Source organism: Streptomyces sp. NBC_01216 (assembly GCF_035994945.1).
GTDB lineage: Bacteria > Actinomycetota > Actinomycetes > Streptomycetales > Streptomycetaceae > Streptomyces.
Window position 1 is genome coordinate 2,600,936 of record NZ_CP108677.1, and the last position, 19,078, is coordinate 2,620,013.

Genomic DNA, 19,078 nt, shown 5'->3' on the forward strand with positions numbered 1-19,078 from the left:
AGAACGGTACGCCCCTGGTCTGACACTTCGCGCGACCTCGCATGCCGCAACTCCAGGCACACCCGCCTCGTGCTGCTGGGGTCGGGGCTACGTTGTGGACCGGACCAGTAGCGGGCCAGCCGGATGAGACCGCCGAGACGCCGCCGGTGGCCACCAGGCGGTCGGGACGGCCTCTACGGCCAGCTGCGGCTTCCGCAGATCAACACGCGTGGCTCGCCCAAGTCCGCACCCATTCCCTCTGCGTGCGTGGCCAGTTGAAGACGAGTGCGCAGAAGCCGTTGCGGATGCTGGTCAGCAACTCGCAGTCGCGGGTGCAGTAGAGCTTGTTGGTCAGCAAGAGGGCCCAGGTCCCGAGTTTGGGCGGGATGCACATGCCAGTGCGATGAAGCCGCAGTGCACCCAGATACGGTCGGCCGCCCCGGCGCCTGGGTCTACCCCGGCCGCGCCGTAGCTGATCACCCTCGGCGCACCCGCCCTGTAGTCCTCACACTCGACCACGGGCGGCGGGTGCTGACCGCTCCCGTCACCGCCACTCTGACCCCACGGGGCTGCGGCCGGATCGGGAGACCTGTCGCAGCCCCGTGGCGGCCCACCCCCCGCCACTCCGCCACGTAATCCTGACTGTGGCGTGGGCCGCAGACTGCGGCTCCGCGCCCCCTACTCCTCAGCGGCGACAGCGGGTGCGCTGCCCTCCAAGCACTGGCGGATACTGGCGATCTTCTCAGGCCCCCACTCGGGCGAAGCGGCCAGTTCGGCCTCCACCCAGGCGTCGATACTTGCGTTCAGATCCTCATCGTACGTATCCACGCGACTCCCGCCCCTGACACACCCCAGGCCATGACTGCCTGGCCACTCACACGCCCTGCCGCTAGTGACACGCAGAGTATCCAACTGGCGGCAGAACGGGAACATCGTGCCGTTTCGCTTCCTCGAACGCCTCGGGTCCCCACGGCCACCAGTCGACCGGGTTGTCAGCGTGCTGAAGCCGATATGGCGAGGTCGCACCAGCCAACCGGTTCATGCGGGTCAGCCTCCCACAGGGTCTGCCGCGAGCACCGAAACCCGCCCGAGCCCGCCACGCTCGGCCGGGTCGGGGTCCCACTGCCCCGGAACCGCCGGCTGGACCGCCGGCCATTCAGCCACGCCAGGGCCCTTGGGGACGAGTGGTGCGTCGATCGCGCCGTCCGACTTCTTGTGCAAGTGACAGTATCTGAAGTACCTTGCAAAGCATGCCAGATGACGCATGGTCACCACCTTCCGTCCTGCTGACAGTCGATCTCGTGATCCTGACGCTGCGGGAGAGTCGTCTGCACGTGCTCTTGGTGGAACGGGGCGAAGAACCCTTCCAGGGCGCCCTCGCGCTGCCGGGAGGATTTCTGAACCACGATGACGAGGAGATCCTCGACGCCGCCCACCGCGAGCTGAGCGAGGAAACGGCACTGACCTCCGGCTGGGTGCACCTTGAGCAACTGGCCGTGTACGGAAGTCCGGGCCGCGACCCGCGGGGACGAGTCGTCTCCGTAGCTCACCTGGCGATCGCACCGGGGCTGCCCGATCCCGTCGCGGGGACGGATGCCACCGAGGCCGCGTGGATTCCCGCGGACGCCGTCCTGTCCGGCGAGACCGCTCTCGCGTTCGACCACCGTCGCATCGCCGAAGACGGGATCGAACGCGCGCGCGCCAAGATCGAGTTCTCGGCGCTGGCCACCGCTTTCTGCAGGGAGAGCTTCACCATCGCGGAGCTCCAGCAGGTGTACGAGGCCGTCTGGGGCACTCCGCTCGACACCCGCAACTTCTACCGGAAGGTCCAGGCCGCGAAGGGATTCATCGTTCCCACCGGCGCGGACCGCAAGGCCACAGGGGGGCGGCCCGCGCGGCTGTACCGGGCCGGGCCGAACACCGTGCTGTTCCCACCGCTGATCCGACCCCACACGACAGGGGAAGAGGAGTAGATGTCGAAAGACCTGGTGGTGATTCTCACCGCCCTCAATCTTGAGTATCAGTCCGTGCGCGAGAGGCTGGTGGATCTTCGATTACATCTCCACAAGAGTGGTACCCGGTTCGAAGTGGGCGTCGTGAAGGGCACGTCGTGCCGTGTCGCGCTCGGGCTGACGAGCAAGGGAAACCAGTCCTCCGCGGTGATCGCGGAACGCGCGATCCAGGAGTTCTCGCCCGTGGCCGTGCTGTTCGTCGGGGTCGCCGGCGCCCTGTGGGATGCCACGAGGCTGGGTGACGTGGTGGTGGCGTCGCATGTGTACGCCTACCACGGCGGCACCAGCGAGGACGATGGGCTCAAAGCCCGCCCTCGGGTGTGGGAAGCGCCGCACGGCATCAGCCAGCTCGCCTCGCACCTGGCCCGTCTGGACGAGTGGGCGGATCCCCCGCCTGGTCACGAGGACCGACCGCAGGTGCGTTTCGGGGCTGTCGCCGCCGGCGAGATCGTCCAGAACTCGAGGATCTCGGCCGAGGCGAAGTGGATCCGGCAGCACTACAACGATGCGCTCGCCATCGAGATGGAGGCCGCCGGTGTGGCCCAGGCCGGCCATCTCAGCGGAGCTCCCGTGGCCATCGTCCGGGGAATAAGCGACCGGGCGGACGGCACGAAGAACAGTTCGGACGACCGCAACTGGCAGCCTCGGGCCGCGGCGAACGCGGCGGCTTTCGCCGTCCGCCTGGCAGTGGAACTGGTGAACGAGCAGGGGGAGTCCGCCATGCAGTCCGCAATGGCCCAGGACGACAGGGACCGTTCGGTCGAGCGATTAGACCGGGGGGTCATCAACACCGCTCACAACAGCACCGTCGGCATCATGGCCAGCTCGGTCACGGGCAGCAGTGTCCACATGGGCACGGCCCCGAAGGCATCCGGTCCGACGGACCTGGTCACGGAGCTGAACGGGTTCCGCGACCAGCTGAGGTGGCACCGCGCCGAGGGCGTGCTCGACGAGGACAGTTACCAGGCGGCCCTGACCGATCTGGAATCCTCCCTCCGGTCGGCCGGAGAGCGTGCCCCTGGGTCGTCGAAGCAGACCGTCCTTGCGCTCAAGAGGCTGCGTGGGCTGGTCGCGGAATGCCCCGCGCTGGTAGCCGCGTTGGCACCCCTGGTCGATGCGGCCGGTGGCCTGGCATGAGCCGCGACGACAGTGCCGCGTACAGCTCGGATTCGTACAACTCGGCCGCATACTCCACCGTCGGGATTCAGGCCGAGACCGTCCACGACTCCCACGTCTACATCGTCCACCCGGACGCCTCGCCGCAGGAGAAGTACCGGGTCGGCGTGCGACTCCTGGAGGACGGCGTCCCCAGTCGCGCCCGGGAAATGATCACTGATGCGATCGCCCACGGCCACGACGGCACGGAGGTGCGCTTCCATTGGGTGCTGGCCATGCTCAGCGCACGTACCCACCACGACCTGAGCGACGAAGAGGTTCAGCGGCTGCGCTACACCGCCGGGCGCGTGCGGGACTACGCCGAGGACGAGTGGACGGAAGCCCTACGCGTCACCTTCGACCTGTTGGCGGCGCTCAGCACGGCCGGCAGCGAGACCGGACCCGTGCTGAAGCAGTTGCAGGACCTGCCGCACCGCCAGCACGACGCGATCCTCCGCCACCTCGACCTCATGCTCACCGGAGGCCTGAAGGACTACCTGTGGGCGGAAACCCTTGAACGGGCCAAGGCAGAACGCTTCGCCAACGACCGGGGCCAGCGGGTCTGGACCTACTTCGCACCCACCCCCATCGGGGCACGGGCCGTTCCGCCCCGCCCGAGCGCCGCTGCCGCCGCCAAGGCGGCCCTCCCCCTCCGCGCGATCCTGTTCGTCGTCAGCAGTGCGCTCCTCTGGGCCCTGGCACTGATCACGGATCCGGCCCAGGCGATCGTCGAGTTACCGGTGGCACTCGGCGCGGGCCTGACCGCGGCCCGCTTCGGCGTCCGGTGGTGGGGCCGGTGGCCCGGGCCGGGCCTCGCGGCCGGGGCGCGCGTCCCCCACCCACGCGATCCTGCCTCCGACTCCGCACCCGGCCCGGACTCCGGACCCGACTCCGGCCCGGACTCCGCCGAGGGTAGGTTCACCAAGCGCGTCCGCCATTCGTTCGATCACTACTTCAGCAGGCGCAGGCCCCACGGGTTCACCTCGGACGCCTGGCTCGCCCACACGGATCAGATCCGCAGCGGCCTCGCCGCCGAGATCGCGGATCTCTACCGGGAGAGCCGGATCGGTGTGGAGCGGGTCGAATGGCTGATCCGGTACCTCGCCGAGGATGCCCGGAATCGCTACAACAGCGGCACCCTGTTCGATCAGCACCACCAGGACCGGACTCCGGGCAGGACGAAGGCCCTGACCGTGGCAGCCCTCGCCGTTCTCGGCACGGCGGCTCTGGCCGCGTTCGCCACGGCGGTCACCGATGCCGCCCAGCAGCAGGTTCTGTGGGCGTTCCTGGCCGTGCTCGGTGCGGCCTGGTCCGGGCACGCAGCCGCTTCCCGTTGGCTGGAGGTCCGGCGTGAGGAGCACCGACTGGACCGGGAGAGTCGGGAGTACCTGGAACAACTGGCCGCACGGCAGAGCGCCTACCAGCGCTGGCAGTCCTTCCTGGACGACAAGCGGCCCAGCGAACAGGAGATGGAGACTTGGCTCGCCTGCGACAAGACGTCGTTCGTCGACGAGGCGCTCCAACACCACCGGCTCACCTGGCGCGACCTGATCACTCACACCATCCTGGTGGCCCCGGCTCCCTCCTACAAACGGGGCCGGGTCCGCGGCGGCCCATGGCGGTACTCGCACTACGTCTTCCGACTGTTCCTGTTCACCCAGGACGGCATCCGCGAGATCAGCTCCGAGTTCGACTTCTCCGACGCGACGCGCAGGAACGAGCAGCGGAACAACTACCGGTTCGACGCCCTGACCTCCGTGCAGGTGACGGAGAACGCCGACGTCGGCTACGACCTGGAGCTTCTCCTCGCCAACGGACCAGCCAGGAAGATCCGCGTCAAGGACGCCGAAGCCCGTCAGCTGGCGCCGACCGAGAATCCCCAGGAAATCTCCGAGATCAGCCTCAGCGCGGCCGGCTCCACCCACACCTTCCGCCTCCTGGAGGGGATAGCGGCGGACGGGAAGAGCTGGATCGAACGGCACGGCCCCGACAGCCTGGCGCCCTTCCAGATCGCCGGCTGATCCTGAACTCGAGCCGAGGAGCACCTGTGACCTGCACGGACGACGTCACCGAGAGCAAGGTCCTGCTTGCCGAGTACGACCGTCTCAAGGAGGAACAGAAGACCCGCATAGGGTTTCGCGACAACCTGCTCTACTTCACGCTCGCCGCAGCCACCGCGGTCGTGGCGATCACCGCCCAGAGCGGACAGTCCCGGCTGCTGCTCTTCGTTCCGGCGATCTGTCTGATCCTGGGCTGGACCTACCTGGCCAACGACGAGAAGATCTCGGCGATCGGCGACTATGTCCGCGACCGGCTGGGACCCCGCCTGGGGGAGCTCACCTCCGCCGACGGCGCGGTGTTCGGCTGGGAGGTCTACCACCGCGACGTCGCGGGCCACACCGTGCGCAAGCGGCTTCAGAGCGCAGTGGACCTGTTCACGTACCTGGTCCTGCCCATGGTCTGCACGACCGCGTTCTGGTGCTCTCCCGTCGTTCAGCCCCTGCTCCTGCTCGCGTCTCTCGGACAGACGCTCGCCCTGGCCGTACTGGGCTTGCAGTTCCTGCGCCGTACGGAGCGGTAGCACCACAGGCCTCGACAGGAACGCGTACGGCACCCCCGGCCGCGGGGCGCGAGTCGAACTCCGCCGTAGAGTCAGCAGGCGTCCGACTCGGGCTCGCGGACCAGCCGAGCAGTAGGTCCTGGCAAGCGACAACAGCGTCGGGATGGGAAATGAAGCGTTCCCGGGGGATGCCGAGGCTGCCTCGGATCGACCAATAGGACGTGTGTGGGAAACGGGGCACCTTACGCAGACCCGACTCCTTGTATCGCTTCGCTGGCGCGTGCGGCACATGCTCTGCGGCCAGCACCGACGTCAAACGTGCGAGGCGTTTCCGGACTCAAGCCATCTCTACTCGCCGGCAGCGAGAGTGCCTCCCTCCAGGTGCTGGCGGATGCTGACGTACTGCTCGGGCGTCCACTTGGGAGAGGCCGCTAACTGATCTTCGACCCAGCGCCTATGTCTCCATCTAGCCGCTCACCGAACGTGTCCATACCTGCCACTCCTTGGAAACGCCCCAGGTCAGAACTACCTGGTTGTTCACATGCACTGGCACCAGTGGCACGCGGAGTATCCGACCGACAGCAGAACGGGTACATCGCGCCGTTTCGCTTCCTCGAACGCCTCGGGTCCCCACGGCCACCAGTCGACCGGATTGTCGGCGTGCTGAAGCAGATAAGGCGAGGTCATACCAGCCAACCGGTTCATACGACCCAGCCTCTCACGCCGACACGGCCCTGCCGGTTCGGCCCGCAAGCCCCCGCCCTACTTGGCCGATTTACACTCATGCGCCATCACGTGGTCAATGCGGATCACCCCTTTTGCACCCCGGTCGCCCTGCGGACGCTGAAGGTTCTGACCCGACCCAAAGCCGGTGCCCGACTGGAAGCGGGCAGTACGCTGAGTCGAGCAGCACCGCATCCTCGAAGGAGGTACTTCATGACCGCCGAGATGGTGGCGCCCGCGTGGATGCACACGCAGATCAGCGCGGAACAGTACGACTCCTGGTCCGAGGAGCAGTGCGCCGGCATCGAGATCGTGGACGGGATGGTCGTCGTGAGCCCGAGCGCCTCCAAGCGGCACAAGCGGCTGGCTCGGCTCTTGGCCAATGCCCTGGACGCCGCCGCGGGCCCGGACTGGAACGCCGACACGGACTTCGACGTCCGCCTGCAGGACGTGCCGCTCACCAACCGCCGCCCGGACGTCACCGTGTACCGGGCGGAGACCATCGACCTCACACCCACCCGCCCCGAGCACGTGCTCCTGGTCGTCGAGGTCGTGTCCCCAGGGTCAGAAACCACCGACCGGATCGTGAAGGTGGACCAGTACGCCAAGGCCGACATCCCCTTCTACTGGCGCATCGAGCAGGCCGCCACCGGTGTCCCGATCGTCTACACCTACGTCCTCGATCTCGCCACCAGGGCCTACGGGGACGGCGAGATGTTCACCGGCACCGTGAAAACCACCGCGCCCTTCCCTGTCACGGTCGACCTCGGGGTCCTGTAAGGAACGGAGAAGTCGCCCCCTATGCGGCGACGTGCGGGAAGGAGTCGGCGATAGCCACCTTCGTCGGCGCCGCCGACGGGCGCCGAGGAGATCGCCGAACGGGCGACCCTGGCCCCGGGCACCGTAGGCGACTACCTGTCGGCCGTCACGACGAAACTCCGGGTGGAGAACCGCCACGCGGCAGCGCATCTCGCCCGGCAGCGGGGCTGGATCCGACCGGAGCCCGCCTCCTGGAGCACCTCCGACACCACTTCCGGCGCTCCGTCCGGTGTGGGGCCGCCCCCCGGCACAACGGGAAGCGGTCCCGTTCCTCGCGCCGGTTGGGCGAGGAACGGGACCGCTTCCGTGGAACGGGTGGCGTCAGCCGCCGACGTTGCCGTTCTGGGAGAGAACCTCGCCCAGGATGTGCGACAGGGCGTCGTCGCCCTTCTGCTGCACGGAGTTCTGGGTGCAGGTCTGGTTCGACATCGGGTTGCCGAGCACGTCCTGGACGGCGATCGGGACACCGATGAGGGCGCCGACCGGCACCTGCGCCTGGATCTTCTGGATGTCGAAGCAGTGCAGGACGCCACCGTTGACGAGGCCGAAGTTCGGGCTCATGTAGCCACCGGTGTGGTTGCTGCCGATCGACTGGTGCGACGTGTTGCCGATGATGTTGGCGCTGCCGCCGTCGTTGCCGGCCGCCATCGCGGTGGACGCAGACATGCCGGCGACCGAGGCCGCAACTGCCGCCGTAGCAAGAACCTTCTTGATCACGAGTTTTCCTTCTTGAGCTGGTGGGCCCTGGAACGCTCCGTTACCGAAGCATCCTGATCAACTGCGGGGAACAGGATTGGTTCCGGGGGGTCACCCGGACGCGGTATTCAGCAGATGAACGCCATCGGACGCAAGGTCGACGGCCAGCCGTTCGGCCCGCTCCGGACCCCTTGCGGGGCCTGGTGACGCCCGGCCGGCGCCATCGGTCCCTCGCGTCGGCGCACCTCTCGCAGCACACGTGTTCCCGGCGACCGGAAGCTCTCAGGGAGCCTGCCGGGTGGCCTTCGACCGACAGGCGGACGCGAACCGCACGCGGACCGGACCTCCTGCGCCCGCGCGAACGTGGCCTACCCGCTGCCGACCTGGGCCGCTGAGGCCCCTTCCCCCTGTCGGCCGAAGACCGCGCGCGCTGGCCTTCCGGGCGGTCCCGGCCTCACCGCCGGCGACCCGCACCTGTGTCGGACGCGTCATCGGTCGATGTCCTGTGGAAGCGGTCCGGGAGAACGAGTCCCTGTACGCCGGGCGTGGGCGGGGGAGACGCGGGTCCGACCGGTCGTCCGGGTACGGCGACGCGGACCCGCGCCTCCGGGGAGGCGGGGCCCGCGTCGGCCGTCGTCTACTTCCGCGGGGCGGTGGTGTCCCGCTCGGCGGTCGCCGGGGCGGCCGGGGACTCGTCGAAGGAGACCTTGCCCATGTGGCGGTTCATCGACTTCATCAGCATCCAGACGGCGAGGGCCATCACGGCGAAGACGACGAAGCCGAGGACGCCGGGGGTCACCTTGTTCTTGTCCAGCTCTTCGGCGGCGAAGGGGACAAGCTGGGTCAGTGCCAGGTGTGCGCTCATGTCAGGCATTGTCGCGGATGCCCGCGAAGAGGTCGCTCTCGGGGAGGGAGGTGTCCACCAGCGACTTGCTGAGCTCGTACTCCTCCGTCGGCCAGACCTCCTTCTGGATGTCCATCGGGACCCGGAACCAGCCACCGTCCGGATCGATCTGGGTGCGGTGGGCGATGAGCGCCTTGTCGCGGGTCTCGAAGAACTCCGCGCACGGCACGTAGGTGGTCAGGGTCCGCTCGGCCCGCATGAACTCCTTCCAGCGCTCCAGCCACTCGCCGTACGGGGAGTCCATGCCCCGGTCGAGCAACGCCTGGTGCAGGGCGAGCGTGCGGGGACGGTTGAAGCCCTGGTTGTAATAGAGCTTCTGCGGCTGGAAGGCCGGGCCGAACTCGGCCTCCGGGTACCTCTCGGTGTCCGCCGCCGCGTCGAAGGCCACCATCGTGATCTTGTGGGTCATGATGTGGTCGGGGTGCGGGTAGCCGCCGTTCTCGTCGTAGGTCGTGATGACCTGCGGACGGAAGGCGCGGATCTTGCGGACCAGCTCGCCGGCCGCCACGTCCACGTCCTCCAGGGCGAAGCAGCCCTCGGGGAGCGGGGGCAGCGGGTCGCCCTCCGGGAGTCCGGAGTCGACGAAGCCGAGCCACTCCTGGCCGACTCCGAGGATCTCGCGGGCCTCGTCCATCTCCTTGCGGCGCACCTCGTGGATGTTCGCCTCGATGTAGGCGTCGCCCTGGAGCTGGGGATTGAGGATGGAGCCGCGCTCGCCGCCCGTGCAGGTCACCACCAGGACGTCCACCCCCTCGGACACGTACTTGGCCATCGTCGCCGCGCCCTTGCTCGACTCGTCGTCGGGGTGGGCGTGCACGGCCATCAGTCGCAGCTGCTCAGTCAAGACTCGATCCTCAGTGATTGGTCGCGGAGGCAGGTCTCTATAGTGACGGAACCGGGGGGCCGAAAATTCCGGGGACCCCCGGCGTCGAGAGGAACGATGATGAGCGCGGTCCAGGGCCGGCTGCCCGACGGGCGCTACGGACGCCCGGCGGACGAGCGCGCCGACCGCGGGCTCAGGATCGTGGGCGTCGTGCTCGGCGTGCTGTTCCTCGGCCTGCTGGGCTGGTTCGGCTGGTACTACGTCGTCGACAACAAGATCAGCGCAGAGATGATCAAGTTCGACGTCGTCAGCGACACCGAGGTCCAGGTGCATCTGGAGGTCCGCAAGGACGCCGGCGTCCAAGGGGTCTGCACGCTGCGGACGCGCGCCGAGGACGGGGCCGAGGTGGGCCGCAAGGACGTGCGGGTCGACGGGACGGCCGGCCGCGTCGACCGCGTCTGGTCGGTCCGCACGACCGCTCGCGCGACCAGTGCCGAGCTCGTGGGATGTACCGCCCGGTAGCAGCGGGTGGGGAGGGCCCGGCGGGTCGGCCCGCGATTTCCGCGCCGACCTGGGGTGACGTCATCCTTATGGTTTTTGTCCTCCCCCTTCTCGCCACTAATTGTTAGGCTCGTGGTTTCGCCCATCCAGGAAGGACCATCCTTCTGGGTAGGGCGATGCTTTGTATTCCCAGTACCTACGAGGAGCACCTGTGACCCAGACCAGCGACAACGTCACCTGGCTCACCCAGGAGGCGTACAACCAGCTCAAAGCCGAGCTGGAGTACCTGTCTGGTCCCGCGCGAACCGAGATCGCCGCCAAGATCGCCGCGGCGCGCGAGGAGGGCGACCTGCGCGAGAACGGCGGGTACCACGCGGCCAAGGAGGAGCAGGGCAAGCAGGAACTCCGGGTGCGCCAGCTCACCCAGCTCCTGGAGCAGGCCAAGGTCGGCGAGTCTCCCGCGGATGACGGCGTCGTCGAGCCCGGCATGGTCGTCACGATCGCCTTCGACGGCGACGAGGACGACACCATGACCTTCCTGCTGGCCTCGCGCGAGTACGCGAGCGGTGACATCGAGACGTACTCGCCGCAGTCCCCGCTCGGCGTGGGCGTCAGCGGCAAGAAGGCCGGCGACGACGCCGAGTACGAACTGCCGAACGGAAAGAAGGCCACGGTGAAGGTCATCAGCGCCAAGCCGTACACCGGCTGATCCGTCCCGCGCGCCCGCACCGCGCGGAGGGCCGGTCCCCGGGAAGTTCCCCGGAGACCGGCCCTCCGCCATGTCCGGGCCCTCGGCACGCCGTGGGCGCCGGCGTCACCCGGTGGCCGAGCGGTACTTCCTGACCGCGAGCGTCCGGAACACCACGATGATCACCACCGACCAGAGGACCGAGGCCCACACCGGGTGCTGCATCGGCCAGGCGTCGGAGGTCGAGACGCCGGGGTTGCCGAAGAGCACCCGGCACGCCTGGACGGTCGCGCTGAACGGGTTCCACTCCGCGATCGGCTGGAGCCAGGACGCCATCTGGCTGGAGTCCACGAACGCGATCGAGATGAACGTGACCGGGAAGAGCCAGATGAGCCCGCCCGAGGTCGCTGCCTCCGGGGTCCGGACGGACAGCCCGATGAGGGCACCGATCCAGGAGAAGGCGTAGCCGAGCAGGAGCAGCAGGGCGAAGGCCCCCAGCGCCTTGGGGACGCCCTCGTGGATGCGCCAGCCGACCAGGAGGGCGACGACCGCGAGAACGACGACCGTGAGGGCGGTCTGGACGAGATCGGCCAGGGTTCGTCCGGTGAGGACCGCGCCGCGGGCCATCGGCAGTGAGCGGAAGCGGTCGATCAGACCCTTGTGCATGTCGTCGGCGATGCCGGCGCCCGCGCCGGCGGTGGCGAAGGTGACGGTCTGGGCGAAGATGCCGGCCATCAGGAACTCACGGTAGACGGCCGGGGCGTTGGTACCGCCGATGGTCATGGAGCCGCCGAAGACGTAGCTGAACAGCACCACGAACATGATCGGCTGGATGAGCCCGAAGATGACCATCTCGGGAATTCGGTACATTCTTGTCAAATTACGTCGCGCGATGACGAGCGAGTCTCCGGCGGACTGTGCGATCCCGCCCCGCGTACGGGGGGTGATCGGGCGGTCCGCCGCTTCCTGGACAGTGGTCACCCTGCCGTCTCCTTCCTGGTCTGCCCGCGACCCTTCGTCGCGGTGTCCCCGCCGTTCTCCTCGTCCTCGGCCTGCTCGGCCGCGTGGCCGGTCAGCGAGATGAAGACGTCGTCCAGGGTGGGGCGGCGCAGGCCGATGTCGTCGATCTCGACACCCCGGGTGTCCAGCTCCCGGATCACCTCCGCGAGCAGCTTCGCGCCGCCGGAGACGGGGACGGTCAGCCGCCGCATGTGGGGCTCCACGGACACCTCGACGCTCCCCCGGCCGTCCAGTCCGTAGTGGGAGAGGACCTCCCGCGCGCCGGGGATCATCTCCGGCTCGTGGACGACGACCTCGACGCGTTCGCCGCCGGTCTGCGCCTTGAGCTGGTCGGACGTGCCGCGCGCGATCACCTTTCCGTGGTCGATGACGCAGATGTCGTGGGCGAGGTGGTCGGCCTCCTCCAGGTACTGGGTCGTCAGGAGCAGGGTCGTGCCGCCGGCGACGAGTTCCTGGATCACCTCCCAGAGCGCCTGGCGGTTGCGCGGGTCGAGGCCGGTCGTCGGCTCGTCCATGAACATCACGGGCGGAGAGACGACGAGGGCCGCGGCGAGGTCGAGGCGGCGGCGCATGCCCCCGGAGTAGGTCTTGGCCGTGCGGTCGGCCGCGTCGGCGAGGCCGAACCGCTCGAGCAGCTCGTCGGCCCGCGCCTTCGCCTCCCTGCCGCCCATCTGGTAGAGCCGGCCGACCATCTGGAGGTTCTCGCGACCGGTCAGGTACTCGTCGACGGCCGCGAACTGCCCGGAGAGGCCGATCGCGCGGCGGACCCGGTCGGGATGCCTGACCACGTCGATCCCGGCCACGAAGGCCCGGCCGCTGTCCGGCCTGAGCAGCGTCGTCAGCACGCGCACCGCGGTCGTCTTTCCCGCGCCGTTCGGGCCGAGCAGGCCCAGGACCGTGCCCTCGGGGACGTCGAGGTCGACGCCGTCCAGGGCTCGTACGTCGCCGAAGGTCCTCACCAGACCTTCGGCGTGGATCGCGCCTGGCATAGGGGTCTCCCAGGGGATATGGGCGTTTTCCACCCAAGCTTAGGGACGAAGGAGGAGCGACGCCCAGCGAATATGCGACAGGGGCCACAAGGTAACGCGATACATCGCGATAGACAACCATCGGGGCACCGGCACGGAGACGGCGGGCGCCGGGAACCCCACGGTCCCCGGCGCCCGCCGTCCGGAACGCCCGTCGCCCGCCCCGGTCCCCGTCCCGCGCACGGGACGGGGACCGGGAACGACGTCAGCCGAGTACCACGTAGCCCGCCTCCCGCAGCGCCTCCTCCACCTCCGCGCAGTGCTCCGGGCCCTTCGTCTCCAGATGCAGCTCGACCTCCGCCTCCGTCAGCCCCAGCCGCGGATCGGTCCGCACATGCCCCACGTCGAGCACGTTCGCGTCGACCACCGTCAGGACCGCCAGCAGCGTCGCCAGCGCCCCCGGCCGGTCCGTCACACGCAACCGCAGACTCAGGTAGCGGCCCCCGGCCGCCATGCCGTGGCGCAGGATCCGCTGCATCAGCAGCGGATCGACGTTGCCGCCGGACAGCACCGCCACCACCGGCCCCCGGAACGCCGCCGGATCGCCGAGCAGCGCCGCCACCGGACTCGCGCCGGCCGGTTCCACCACGAGCTTCGCCCGCTCCAGGCACAGCAGCAGCGCCGAGGCCAGCGCGTCCTCGGACACCGTGCGGACCTCGTCGACGTACTCCCGGACGAGCGCGAACGGCACATCGCCCGGCCGCCCCACCCGGATTCCGTCCGCCATCGTCGTCGGCGCACCGATCGCCACCGGATGCCCGGCGGCGAGCGACGGCGGATAGGCCGCCGCCCCCTCCGCCTGGACACCGATCACCTTCACGTCCGGGCGCAGCGACTTCACCGCCAGCCCCACCCCGGCCGCCAGCCCCCCACCGCCCACGCCGACCAGGATCGTGCGCACCTCCGGGCACTGCTCCAGGATCTCCAGGCCCACCGTGCCCTGCCCCGCGATGATGTCCGGGTGGTCGAACGGGTGGATGAAGACCGCGCCGGTCTCCGCGGCGTACCGCTCCGCCGCCGCCAGCGTCTCGTCCACGACATGGCCTTCCAGCCGCACGTCCGCCCCGTACTCCCGGGTCGCCGCGACCTTCGGCAGCGGTGCGCCGACCGGCATGAACACCGTGGAACGCACCCCCAGCAACGCGGAGGCCAGCGCGACGCCCTGCGCGTGGTTCCCGGCCGAGGCGGCCACCACACCGGCGGCCCGCTGCTCGGGCCGCAGCCCGGAGATCCGTACGTACGCGCCCCGCAGCTTGAACGAACCCGTCCGCTGCAGGTTCTCGCACTTCAGGTGAACCGGGGACCCCACCAGGGACGACAGGTGGCGGCTCCCCTCCATCGCGGTCATCCGCGCCACACCGGCGAGCATCTTCTGCGCCCCACGCACGTCGTCGAGGATCAGGGAGTGCAAGGGGCGAGTCGTACGGAAGCTCATGACGGCAAGTCTCGCAGCTCACGGGGCACGTGGCCGCCCGGAGCCTCCGCGCTGTACCAGGATTGCGCAGCGCGGGCACGGACCGGCGCCCGTCCGCGTACTCTGTCCCCCACCAACCGACCACCGGACGAGAGAGCCCCACAGCCATGCCCCCTTCTCAGGACATGACGACAGAGCTTGACCCCGGTCTCCTCGATGCCCTCCAGCACCAGGTGGCCGTCTTCGCCCGCCGGGCGGAACAGACCCGCCTCGGCGGCACCGGTCAGCTCCGCAACTCGATGGACCGCGCCGCCTACCTCCTGCTGAACCGCCTGGACCAGGAAGGCCCCATGGGCGTCAAGGCGCTCGCGGCCGGGATGGGCATCGACTCCTCCACCGTCACCCGCCAGGTCGCCCCGCTCGTCGACACCGGCCTGGTCAAACGCACCTCCCACCCGGAGGACGGACGGGCGGTCGTCCTGCAGCTCTCCCCGCGCGGGCTGACCCGCCTCGAAGAGGTCCGCTCCTCCCGCCGCGAGCTGATGGCCGAGGTCACGGACGGCTGGACCGAGGAGGAACGCGTCTCCTTCTGCACCCTGCTCACCCGTTTCAATTCGGCGCTGTCCGCCCGCCAGTCGGGCCTGCCGCCCGCCACCGACACGGAGTCCGGCCCCACCTCTTGACCCAGGGCGTCCTCTGTCCTCATATGAGGACGTGGGAGACCGGCAGCACGTCCACACGGGCGAACGGAGCCGCCGAACCCGGCAGTTCGAGGCGTTCGTCGCGGGGGCAGCCGGGCGGCTGCTGCATGTCGCGACCCTGCTCACCGCCGAGACCCGTGCCCGCAACCCCCACGCCCAGGACCTGCTGACCGCCGCCCTGGCCCACACCTACGCCGAGTGGGACCGGATGCGCGACGAGGACCCGTACGAACGCACGCGTGCCGACCTGGCGGCCCGCTTCGCCCGCGCCGCCTGGCGCCACCGCCACGGCCGGGGCGGCGTCCTGTCGCCGCTCACCCCGCAGGAGCGTCTCGTCGTGGTGCTGCGACTCCACGAGGGCGTGGCCGAGGAACAGGCCGCGGCCCTGCTCGGACTCCCCGAGGAACGCGTCCGGGCCGTCTGCGCCCGTTCCGTCTACGCCCTGCGGCCCCGGACCGGGAGGAACGCGTCATGACCCGGCACGAACGCAAGGAGGACGAGGTCCGGCGCATGCTGGACTCCCCGCATCCGCAGGTCCCCGGCGACCTGGCCACCCGGGCCGTCGAACGCGGCACCCGGCTGCTGCACCGGGACCGGGTGCTCCGCCGGGCCCTGTGGGCCCTGCTGGCGGCGGCCGTCGTCGCGTTCGTGGTGTGGGCCTCGGTCGTACGGCCCTGGGTGGTGCCGCCCGGGACGACACCACCGCTCGAAGGCTGGTGAACCGGCGTCCGGAGAACACCGGCTCACCGGGTGCCCGGCACGGGTCAGCCAGGTCAGCCGAGCGCCTGACGCAGGTCCGCCAGCAGGTCGTCGACGTTCTCGATGCCCACCGAGATCCGGACCAGGTCCGCCGGCACCTCCAGGGCCGAGCCCGCGACGCTGGCGTGGGTCATCCGGCCCGGGTGCTCGATCAGCGACTCGACACCGCCCAGGGACTCACCCAGCGTGAAGAGCTTCGCGCGGTCGCAGACCGCGACGGCGGCCTCCTCGCCGCCCTCGACGCGGAAGGAGACCATGCCGCCGAACGCCTTCATCTGCTTCGCGGCGATCTCGTGGCCCGGGTGCTCGGGCAGGCCAGGGTAGAGGACCTGGGTGACCTTCGGGTGCTGGGACAGCATCTCGACGATCTGCGCGGCGTTCTCACTGTGCCGGTCCATGCGGACGGCGAGCGTCTTGACGCCCCGCAGCACGATCCACGAGTCGAAGGGACCCGCGACCGCGCCCATCGCGTTCTGGTGGTAGGCCAGTTCCTCGCCGAGCGCCTCGTCGGCCGTCACCAGCGCGCCGCCGACGACGTCCGAGTGCCCGCCCATGTACTTGGTCAGCGAGTGCACGACGACGTCCGCGCCCAGCGACAGCGGCTGCTGGAGATAGGGGCTCGCGAAGGTGTTGTCGACGACCAGCTTCGCGCCGGCCGTGCGGGCCACGTCGGCGACCGCCGCGATGTCGGTGATGCCGAGCAGCGGGTTGGACGGGGTCTCGACCCAGATCGCCTTCGTCCGGTCGTTGACCGCGGCCCGCACCGACTCCAGGTCCGAGGTGTCGGCGACGGAGAAGTCCACGCCCCAGCGCCGCACGACCTTCGCGAAGAGGCGGAAGGTGCCGCCGTAGGCGTCGTTGGGGATGACCACGTGGTCGCCCGGGGCCAGCAGCGTGCGCAGCAGGCAGTCCTCGGCGGCGAGGCCGGAGGCGAAGGCGAGTCCGCGCCGGCCGCCCTCCAGGGCCGCGAGGTTCTCCTCCAGCGCGGTACGGGTCGGATTGGCGCTGCGGCTGTACTCGTAGCCGCCGCGGAGCCCACCGACGCCGTCCTGCTTGTAGGTGGACACCTGGTAGATGGGCGGCACGACCGCGCCGGTCAGCGGGTCGGCGGTGTTGCCCGCATGGATGGCGCGGGTCTCGAAGCTCTGATGGGTGTGCTGGTCGCTCATGAGGCAGGAGCGTAGTCCGGAGCACGGCCCGGTGCCGCACGAGTCCCGCGCGGCGTCACCCGGCGAGCGTGCCGTGCGGCGGCTCCCTCCGGCCACGGTGTCCCGCGGGGCGTACGGGACAATGGGCCGCATGGAGATTCTCTGGTTCCTGTTCGCGACGGGCCTGCTGCTCGCGGTCGTCGCCTCGTTCGTGCGACGCCGCCGGGGCGCCGGCATCCAGCAGGTCGCGCCGGGCTCGCCGGACGCCGCGGACCCGGAGGCATACGGCTTCGTGCGTCAGGAGGAACTGGACGTGCGGATGCCCGGCCCGGACCGCGACCTGCTCGACGTCCTCGACGTGGTGCGGGCCACCGGGGACTGGCGGGCCGCCTCGCAGCTGCTCGCCGGCACGGAGAAGGAGGGCGAGATCCGCTGGCAGCGGGTCCAGGCGTTCGCGGGATCGGCCTCCCTGGAACTCCAGCAGCGGCCCGGCGTCGGCGGCGCGTGGCTGCGGGCCTGGCGCGCGGACGCGCCCAAGGACGCGGGCGCGGCGGCCGTGTACGCGGAGTTCCTGGTGCAGCAGGCGTGGCGCTCGTCGGCCGCGGGCAGCGACGAGTTCCGCATCATCCTCGAAGAGGCACGCAAGGTCTGCGGGGAGGCGGCGCTGCTCGCCCCCGGCGATCCCGTGCCGTACATCGTGGAGCTGGCCGTCGCCCGGGGACTCGGCGACAGCCACGATCAGTTCGACCGCGTCTGGGCCCAGGTCATCGACCGGGCGCCGCAGCACATGGGCGCGCACCTGGCCGCGCTGCACTACTGGTGCGAGAAGTGGCACGGCTCCCGCGCGGACGCCGACCGGTTCGCGACCACGGCAGCGGCCCGTGCGCCGCGGGGTTCGCTGCTCGCCGCGCTGCCGCTCTTCGCGGTGTTCGAGCACCTTCCCGAGGTCGCGCTCGTCCAGGACTTCTACCGGACCGCGGTGGTCTCCCGGGCGATGGAGGGCGCGCTGTACGCGGTCCACTCGGCCCGCCCGGACGACCCGATGCTCGCGCACGTCCGCCACCTGCTGATCCACTTCCTGATCGGCGCGCAGCGGTGGACGGAGGCCATGCGGCAGCTGGTGGAGGTCGACGGGCACGTCGGCGCGCTGCCCTGGACGCTCAGCGAGGACCCGGCGGCGCGGTACACCCTGTCCCGGAACCTCGCCGTGGCGGCGTACGAGGCGAACGGCGGGAACCCGGCGACGCTGTCGCGCTGAGAGCCTGTCGGTACCGGGGCGGGCGGCGGGTCCGGGGCGGATGTCGCGGCCGGGTTCGGGAGGCGGTTCGGCGGCCGGGTCTCACGGGACACGGGGTCACGAACCGTCCGGGGGCCGGGGAATCCCTCCCGGCCCCCGGACGTTGTGGGTAGGGCCCCGACCGTCGAGGAGACGCCGCATGTTCCTGTCACGCACCCCCGTCCTCCCCACGCCCGAGCAGGCGCTGAAGGGCCGCACAACGCCCGAGTTCGCCGTCCCGGAGCGCCACACCGTCCTCGGCACCCCGCTGCTCGGCCCGTACCCGGAGGGGTTCGAGGTCGCCGACTTCGGGCTGGGCTGTTTCTGGGGCGCGGAGCGCAAGTTCTGGCAGGTTGAGGGCGTCTGGACGACCCTGGTGGGCTATCAAGGCGGTCTGACCCCGAACCCGGCCTACGAGGAGGTCTGCTCCGGCCTCACCGGCCACACCGAGGCCGTCCGCGTGGTCTTCGACCCGCGGAAGGTGACGTACGCGCGGCTGCTGAAGCTGTTCTGGGAGTCGCACAACCCGACCCAGGGCTTCCGCCAGGGCAACGACGTGGGCACCCAGTACCGATCGGCGATCTACACCCACTCCCCCGCCCAGGCGCAGGTCGCCGACGCGTCGCGCGCGGCGTACCAGCAGGTCCTGACCGGCTCGGGGCACGGCACGATCACCACGGAGATCCTCCCGGCCGAGGGCCGCGCCTTCTACCCCGCCGAGGGATACCACCAGCAGTACCTCGACCGCAACATTAACGGCTACTGCGGCATCGGTGGCACGGGCGTGGCCTGCCCGATCGGCGTCGCCGAGGCTGACTGATTCGCCAGGCGGTTACGGGGTCGGCGGCTGTCGCCGCCGGCCCTTGCGAGCA

General features: G+C 70.0%; 21 protein-coding genes and 3 pseudogenes. 13 read left to right on the plus strand and 11 right to left on the minus strand.

Annotation, left to right across the window (positions count from 1 at the left end):
* Positions 1-199: 199 nt before the first annotated feature.
* From OG393_RS10980 to OG393_RS10990, 3 genes and pseudogenes are all read right to left on the minus strand, one after another.
* A complete protein-coding gene (locus tag OG393_RS10980) occupies positions 200-373 on the minus strand; it encodes a hypothetical protein (RefSeq protein ID WP_327374477.1) in 174 nt (57 codons plus the stop codon).
* Between the two features lie 284 nt (positions 374-657).
* On the minus strand, positions 658-807 hold the full coding sequence (locus OG393_RS10985) for a hypothetical protein (protein ID WP_203665131.1): 150 nt from the start codon (positions 805-807) through the stop codon (positions 658-660).
* 64 nt (positions 808-871) lie between these two features.
* Positions 872-1,021 (minus strand): annotated as a pseudogene (locus tag OG393_RS10990) (DUF255 domain-containing protein); the annotation flags it as partial.
* Positions 1,022-1,229: 208 nt separating this feature from the next.
* On the opposite strand from OG393_RS10990, the gene OG393_RS10995 reads away from it, so the two are divergent.
* Genes OG393_RS10995 through OG393_RS11010 form a run of 4 tightly spaced genes read left to right on the plus strand, consistent with a single transcriptional unit; the run spans position 1,230 to position 5,727 of the window.
* The gene (locus tag OG393_RS10995) at positions 1,230-1,952 is read left to right on the plus strand and encodes an NUDIX hydrolase (protein ID WP_327374479.1); all 723 of its coding nucleotides are present in this window, start codon (positions 1,230-1,232) and stop codon (positions 1,950-1,952) included.
* A complete protein-coding gene (locus tag OG393_RS11000) occupies positions 1,953-3,128 on the plus strand; it encodes a 5'-methylthioadenosine/S-adenosylhomocysteine nucleosidase family protein (protein WP_327374480.1) in 1,176 nt (391 codons plus the stop codon).
* Positions 3,125-5,167, plus strand: coding sequence for a hypothetical protein (locus tag OG393_RS11005; protein WP_327374481.1), 2,043 nt, complete (start codon positions 3,125-3,127; stop codon positions 5,165-5,167). Before OG393_RS11000 ends, OG393_RS11005 begins: the two co-directional genes overlap by 4 nt.
* Positions 5,168-5,193: 26 nt before the next feature.
* Positions 5,194-5,727 carry a hypothetical protein gene (locus OG393_RS11010; RefSeq protein WP_233656990.1) on the plus strand — a complete coding sequence of 178 codons (534 nt, stop codon included), beginning with the start codon at positions 5,194-5,196 and terminating at the stop codon, positions 5,725-5,727.
* A 519-nt stretch (positions 5,728-6,246) separates the two neighbouring features.
* Here the strand turns inward: OG393_RS11010 and OG393_RS11015 are convergent.
* Positions 6,247-6,411, minus strand: a pseudogene (locus OG393_RS11015) (DUF255 domain-containing protein); the annotation flags it as partial.
* Between the two features lie 231 nt (positions 6,412-6,642).
* On the opposite strand from OG393_RS11015, the gene OG393_RS11020 reads away from it, so the two are divergent.
* Together OG393_RS11020 and OG393_RS11025 are read left to right on the plus strand one after the other, a co-directional pair.
* The gene (locus tag OG393_RS11020) at positions 6,643-7,209 is read left to right on the plus strand and encodes a Uma2 family endonuclease (protein WP_327374482.1); all 567 of its coding nucleotides are present in this window, start codon (positions 6,643-6,645) and stop codon (positions 7,207-7,209) included.
* An 87-nt stretch (positions 7,210-7,296) separates the two neighbouring features.
* Positions 7,297-7,422 (plus strand): annotated as a pseudogene (locus OG393_RS11025) (LuxR C-terminal-related transcriptional regulator); the annotation flags it as partial.
* Positions 7,423-7,569: 147 nt separating this feature from the next.
* Here OG393_RS11025 and OG393_RS11030 read toward each other — a convergent pair.
* The 3 genes from OG393_RS11030 to mca form a co-directional block, all read right to left on the minus strand.
* Positions 7,570-7,965 carry a rodlin gene (locus OG393_RS11030; protein WP_327374483.1) on the minus strand — a complete coding sequence of 132 codons (396 nt, stop codon included), beginning with the start codon at positions 7,963-7,965 and terminating at the stop codon, positions 7,570-7,572.
* A 616-nt stretch (positions 7,966-8,581) separates the two neighbouring features.
* The gene (locus OG393_RS11035) at positions 8,582-8,818 is read right to left on the minus strand and encodes a hypothetical protein (protein WP_327374484.1); all 237 of its coding nucleotides are present in this window, start codon (positions 8,816-8,818) and stop codon (positions 8,582-8,584) included.
* Positions 8,811-9,692 carry a mycothiol conjugate amidase Mca gene (gene mca / locus OG393_RS11040; protein ID WP_327374485.1) on the minus strand — a complete coding sequence of 294 codons (882 nt, stop codon included), beginning with the start codon at positions 9,690-9,692 and terminating at the stop codon, positions 8,811-8,813. Before mca ends, OG393_RS11035 begins: the two co-directional genes overlap by 8 nt.
* Before the next feature lie 99 nt (positions 9,693-9,791).
* Between mca and OG393_RS11045 the strand changes: the two genes are divergently transcribed.
* Positions 9,792-10,193, plus strand: coding sequence for a DUF4307 domain-containing protein (locus OG393_RS11045; protein ID WP_327378387.1), 402 nt, complete (start codon positions 9,792-9,794; stop codon positions 10,191-10,193).
* Between the two features lie 190 nt (positions 10,194-10,383).
* Positions 10,384-10,881: a transcription elongation factor GreA gene (gene greA / locus OG393_RS11050; RefSeq protein WP_327374486.1), complete on the plus strand. Its 498-nt coding sequence runs from the start codon at positions 10,384-10,386 to the stop codon at positions 10,879-10,881.
* A 105-nt stretch (positions 10,882-10,986) separates the two neighbouring features.
* Here greA and OG393_RS11055 read toward each other — a convergent pair whose 3' ends face one another.
* The 3 genes from OG393_RS11055 to ilvA form a co-directional block, all read right to left on the minus strand.
* A complete protein-coding gene (locus OG393_RS11055) occupies positions 10,987-11,841 on the minus strand; it encodes an ABC transporter permease (RefSeq protein WP_327374487.1) in 855 nt (284 codons plus the stop codon).
* Positions 11,838-12,869 carry an ATP-binding cassette domain-containing protein gene (locus OG393_RS11060; RefSeq protein WP_327374488.1) on the minus strand — a complete coding sequence of 344 codons (1,032 nt, stop codon included), beginning with the start codon at positions 12,867-12,869 and terminating at the stop codon, positions 11,838-11,840. Before OG393_RS11060 ends, OG393_RS11055 begins: the two co-directional genes overlap by 4 nt.
* 244 nt (positions 12,870-13,113) lie before the next feature.
* Positions 13,114-14,343, minus strand: a complete 1,230-nt coding sequence (gene ilvA, locus OG393_RS11065) for a threonine ammonia-lyase (protein ID WP_327374489.1) — start codon at positions 14,341-14,343, stop codon at positions 13,114-13,116.
* 146 nt (positions 14,344-14,489) lie between these two features.
* Here ilvA and OG393_RS11070 point away from each other — a divergent pair, with 146 nt between their 5' ends.
* From OG393_RS11070 to OG393_RS11080, 3 genes are read left to right on the plus strand one after another with little or no spacing between them, the layout of a single operon-like run.
* On the plus strand, positions 14,490-15,005 hold the full coding sequence (locus tag OG393_RS11070; RefSeq protein ID WP_327374490.1) for a MarR family winged helix-turn-helix transcriptional regulator: 516 nt from the start codon (positions 14,490-14,492) through the stop codon (positions 15,003-15,005).
* A gap of 31 nt (positions 15,006-15,036) precedes the next feature.
* Positions 15,037-15,498: a sigma factor-like helix-turn-helix DNA-binding protein gene (locus tag OG393_RS11075; protein WP_327374491.1), complete on the plus strand. Its 462-nt coding sequence runs from the start codon at positions 15,037-15,039 to the stop codon at positions 15,496-15,498.
* On the plus strand, positions 15,495-15,743 hold the full coding sequence (locus tag OG393_RS11080) for a hypothetical protein (protein ID WP_327374492.1): 249 nt from the start codon (positions 15,495-15,497) through the stop codon (positions 15,741-15,743). The genes OG393_RS11075 and OG393_RS11080 overlap by 4 nt, the downstream gene beginning before the upstream one ends.
* A 53-nt stretch (positions 15,744-15,796) precedes the next feature.
* On the opposite strand, the gene OG393_RS11085 is transcribed toward OG393_RS11080, so the two are convergent.
* Entirely contained in the window at positions 15,797-16,951 is a 1,155-nt protein-coding gene (locus tag OG393_RS11085) for a cystathionine gamma-synthase (RefSeq protein WP_327374493.1), read from the minus strand.
* A gap of 130 nt (positions 16,952-17,081) precedes the next feature.
* Here OG393_RS11085 and OG393_RS11090 point away from each other — a divergent pair, with 130 nt between their 5' ends.
* Positions 17,082-18,188, plus strand: a complete 1,107-nt coding sequence (locus OG393_RS11090; protein ID WP_327374494.1) for a hypothetical protein — start codon at positions 17,082-17,084, stop codon at positions 18,186-18,188.
* A gap of 178 nt (positions 18,189-18,366) precedes the next feature.
* Positions 18,367-19,026: a peptide-methionine (S)-S-oxide reductase MsrA gene (gene msrA, locus OG393_RS11095; RefSeq protein ID WP_327374495.1), complete on the plus strand. Its 660-nt coding sequence runs from the start codon at positions 18,367-18,369 to the stop codon at positions 19,024-19,026.
* Positions 19,027-19,078: the final 52 nt, after the last annotated feature.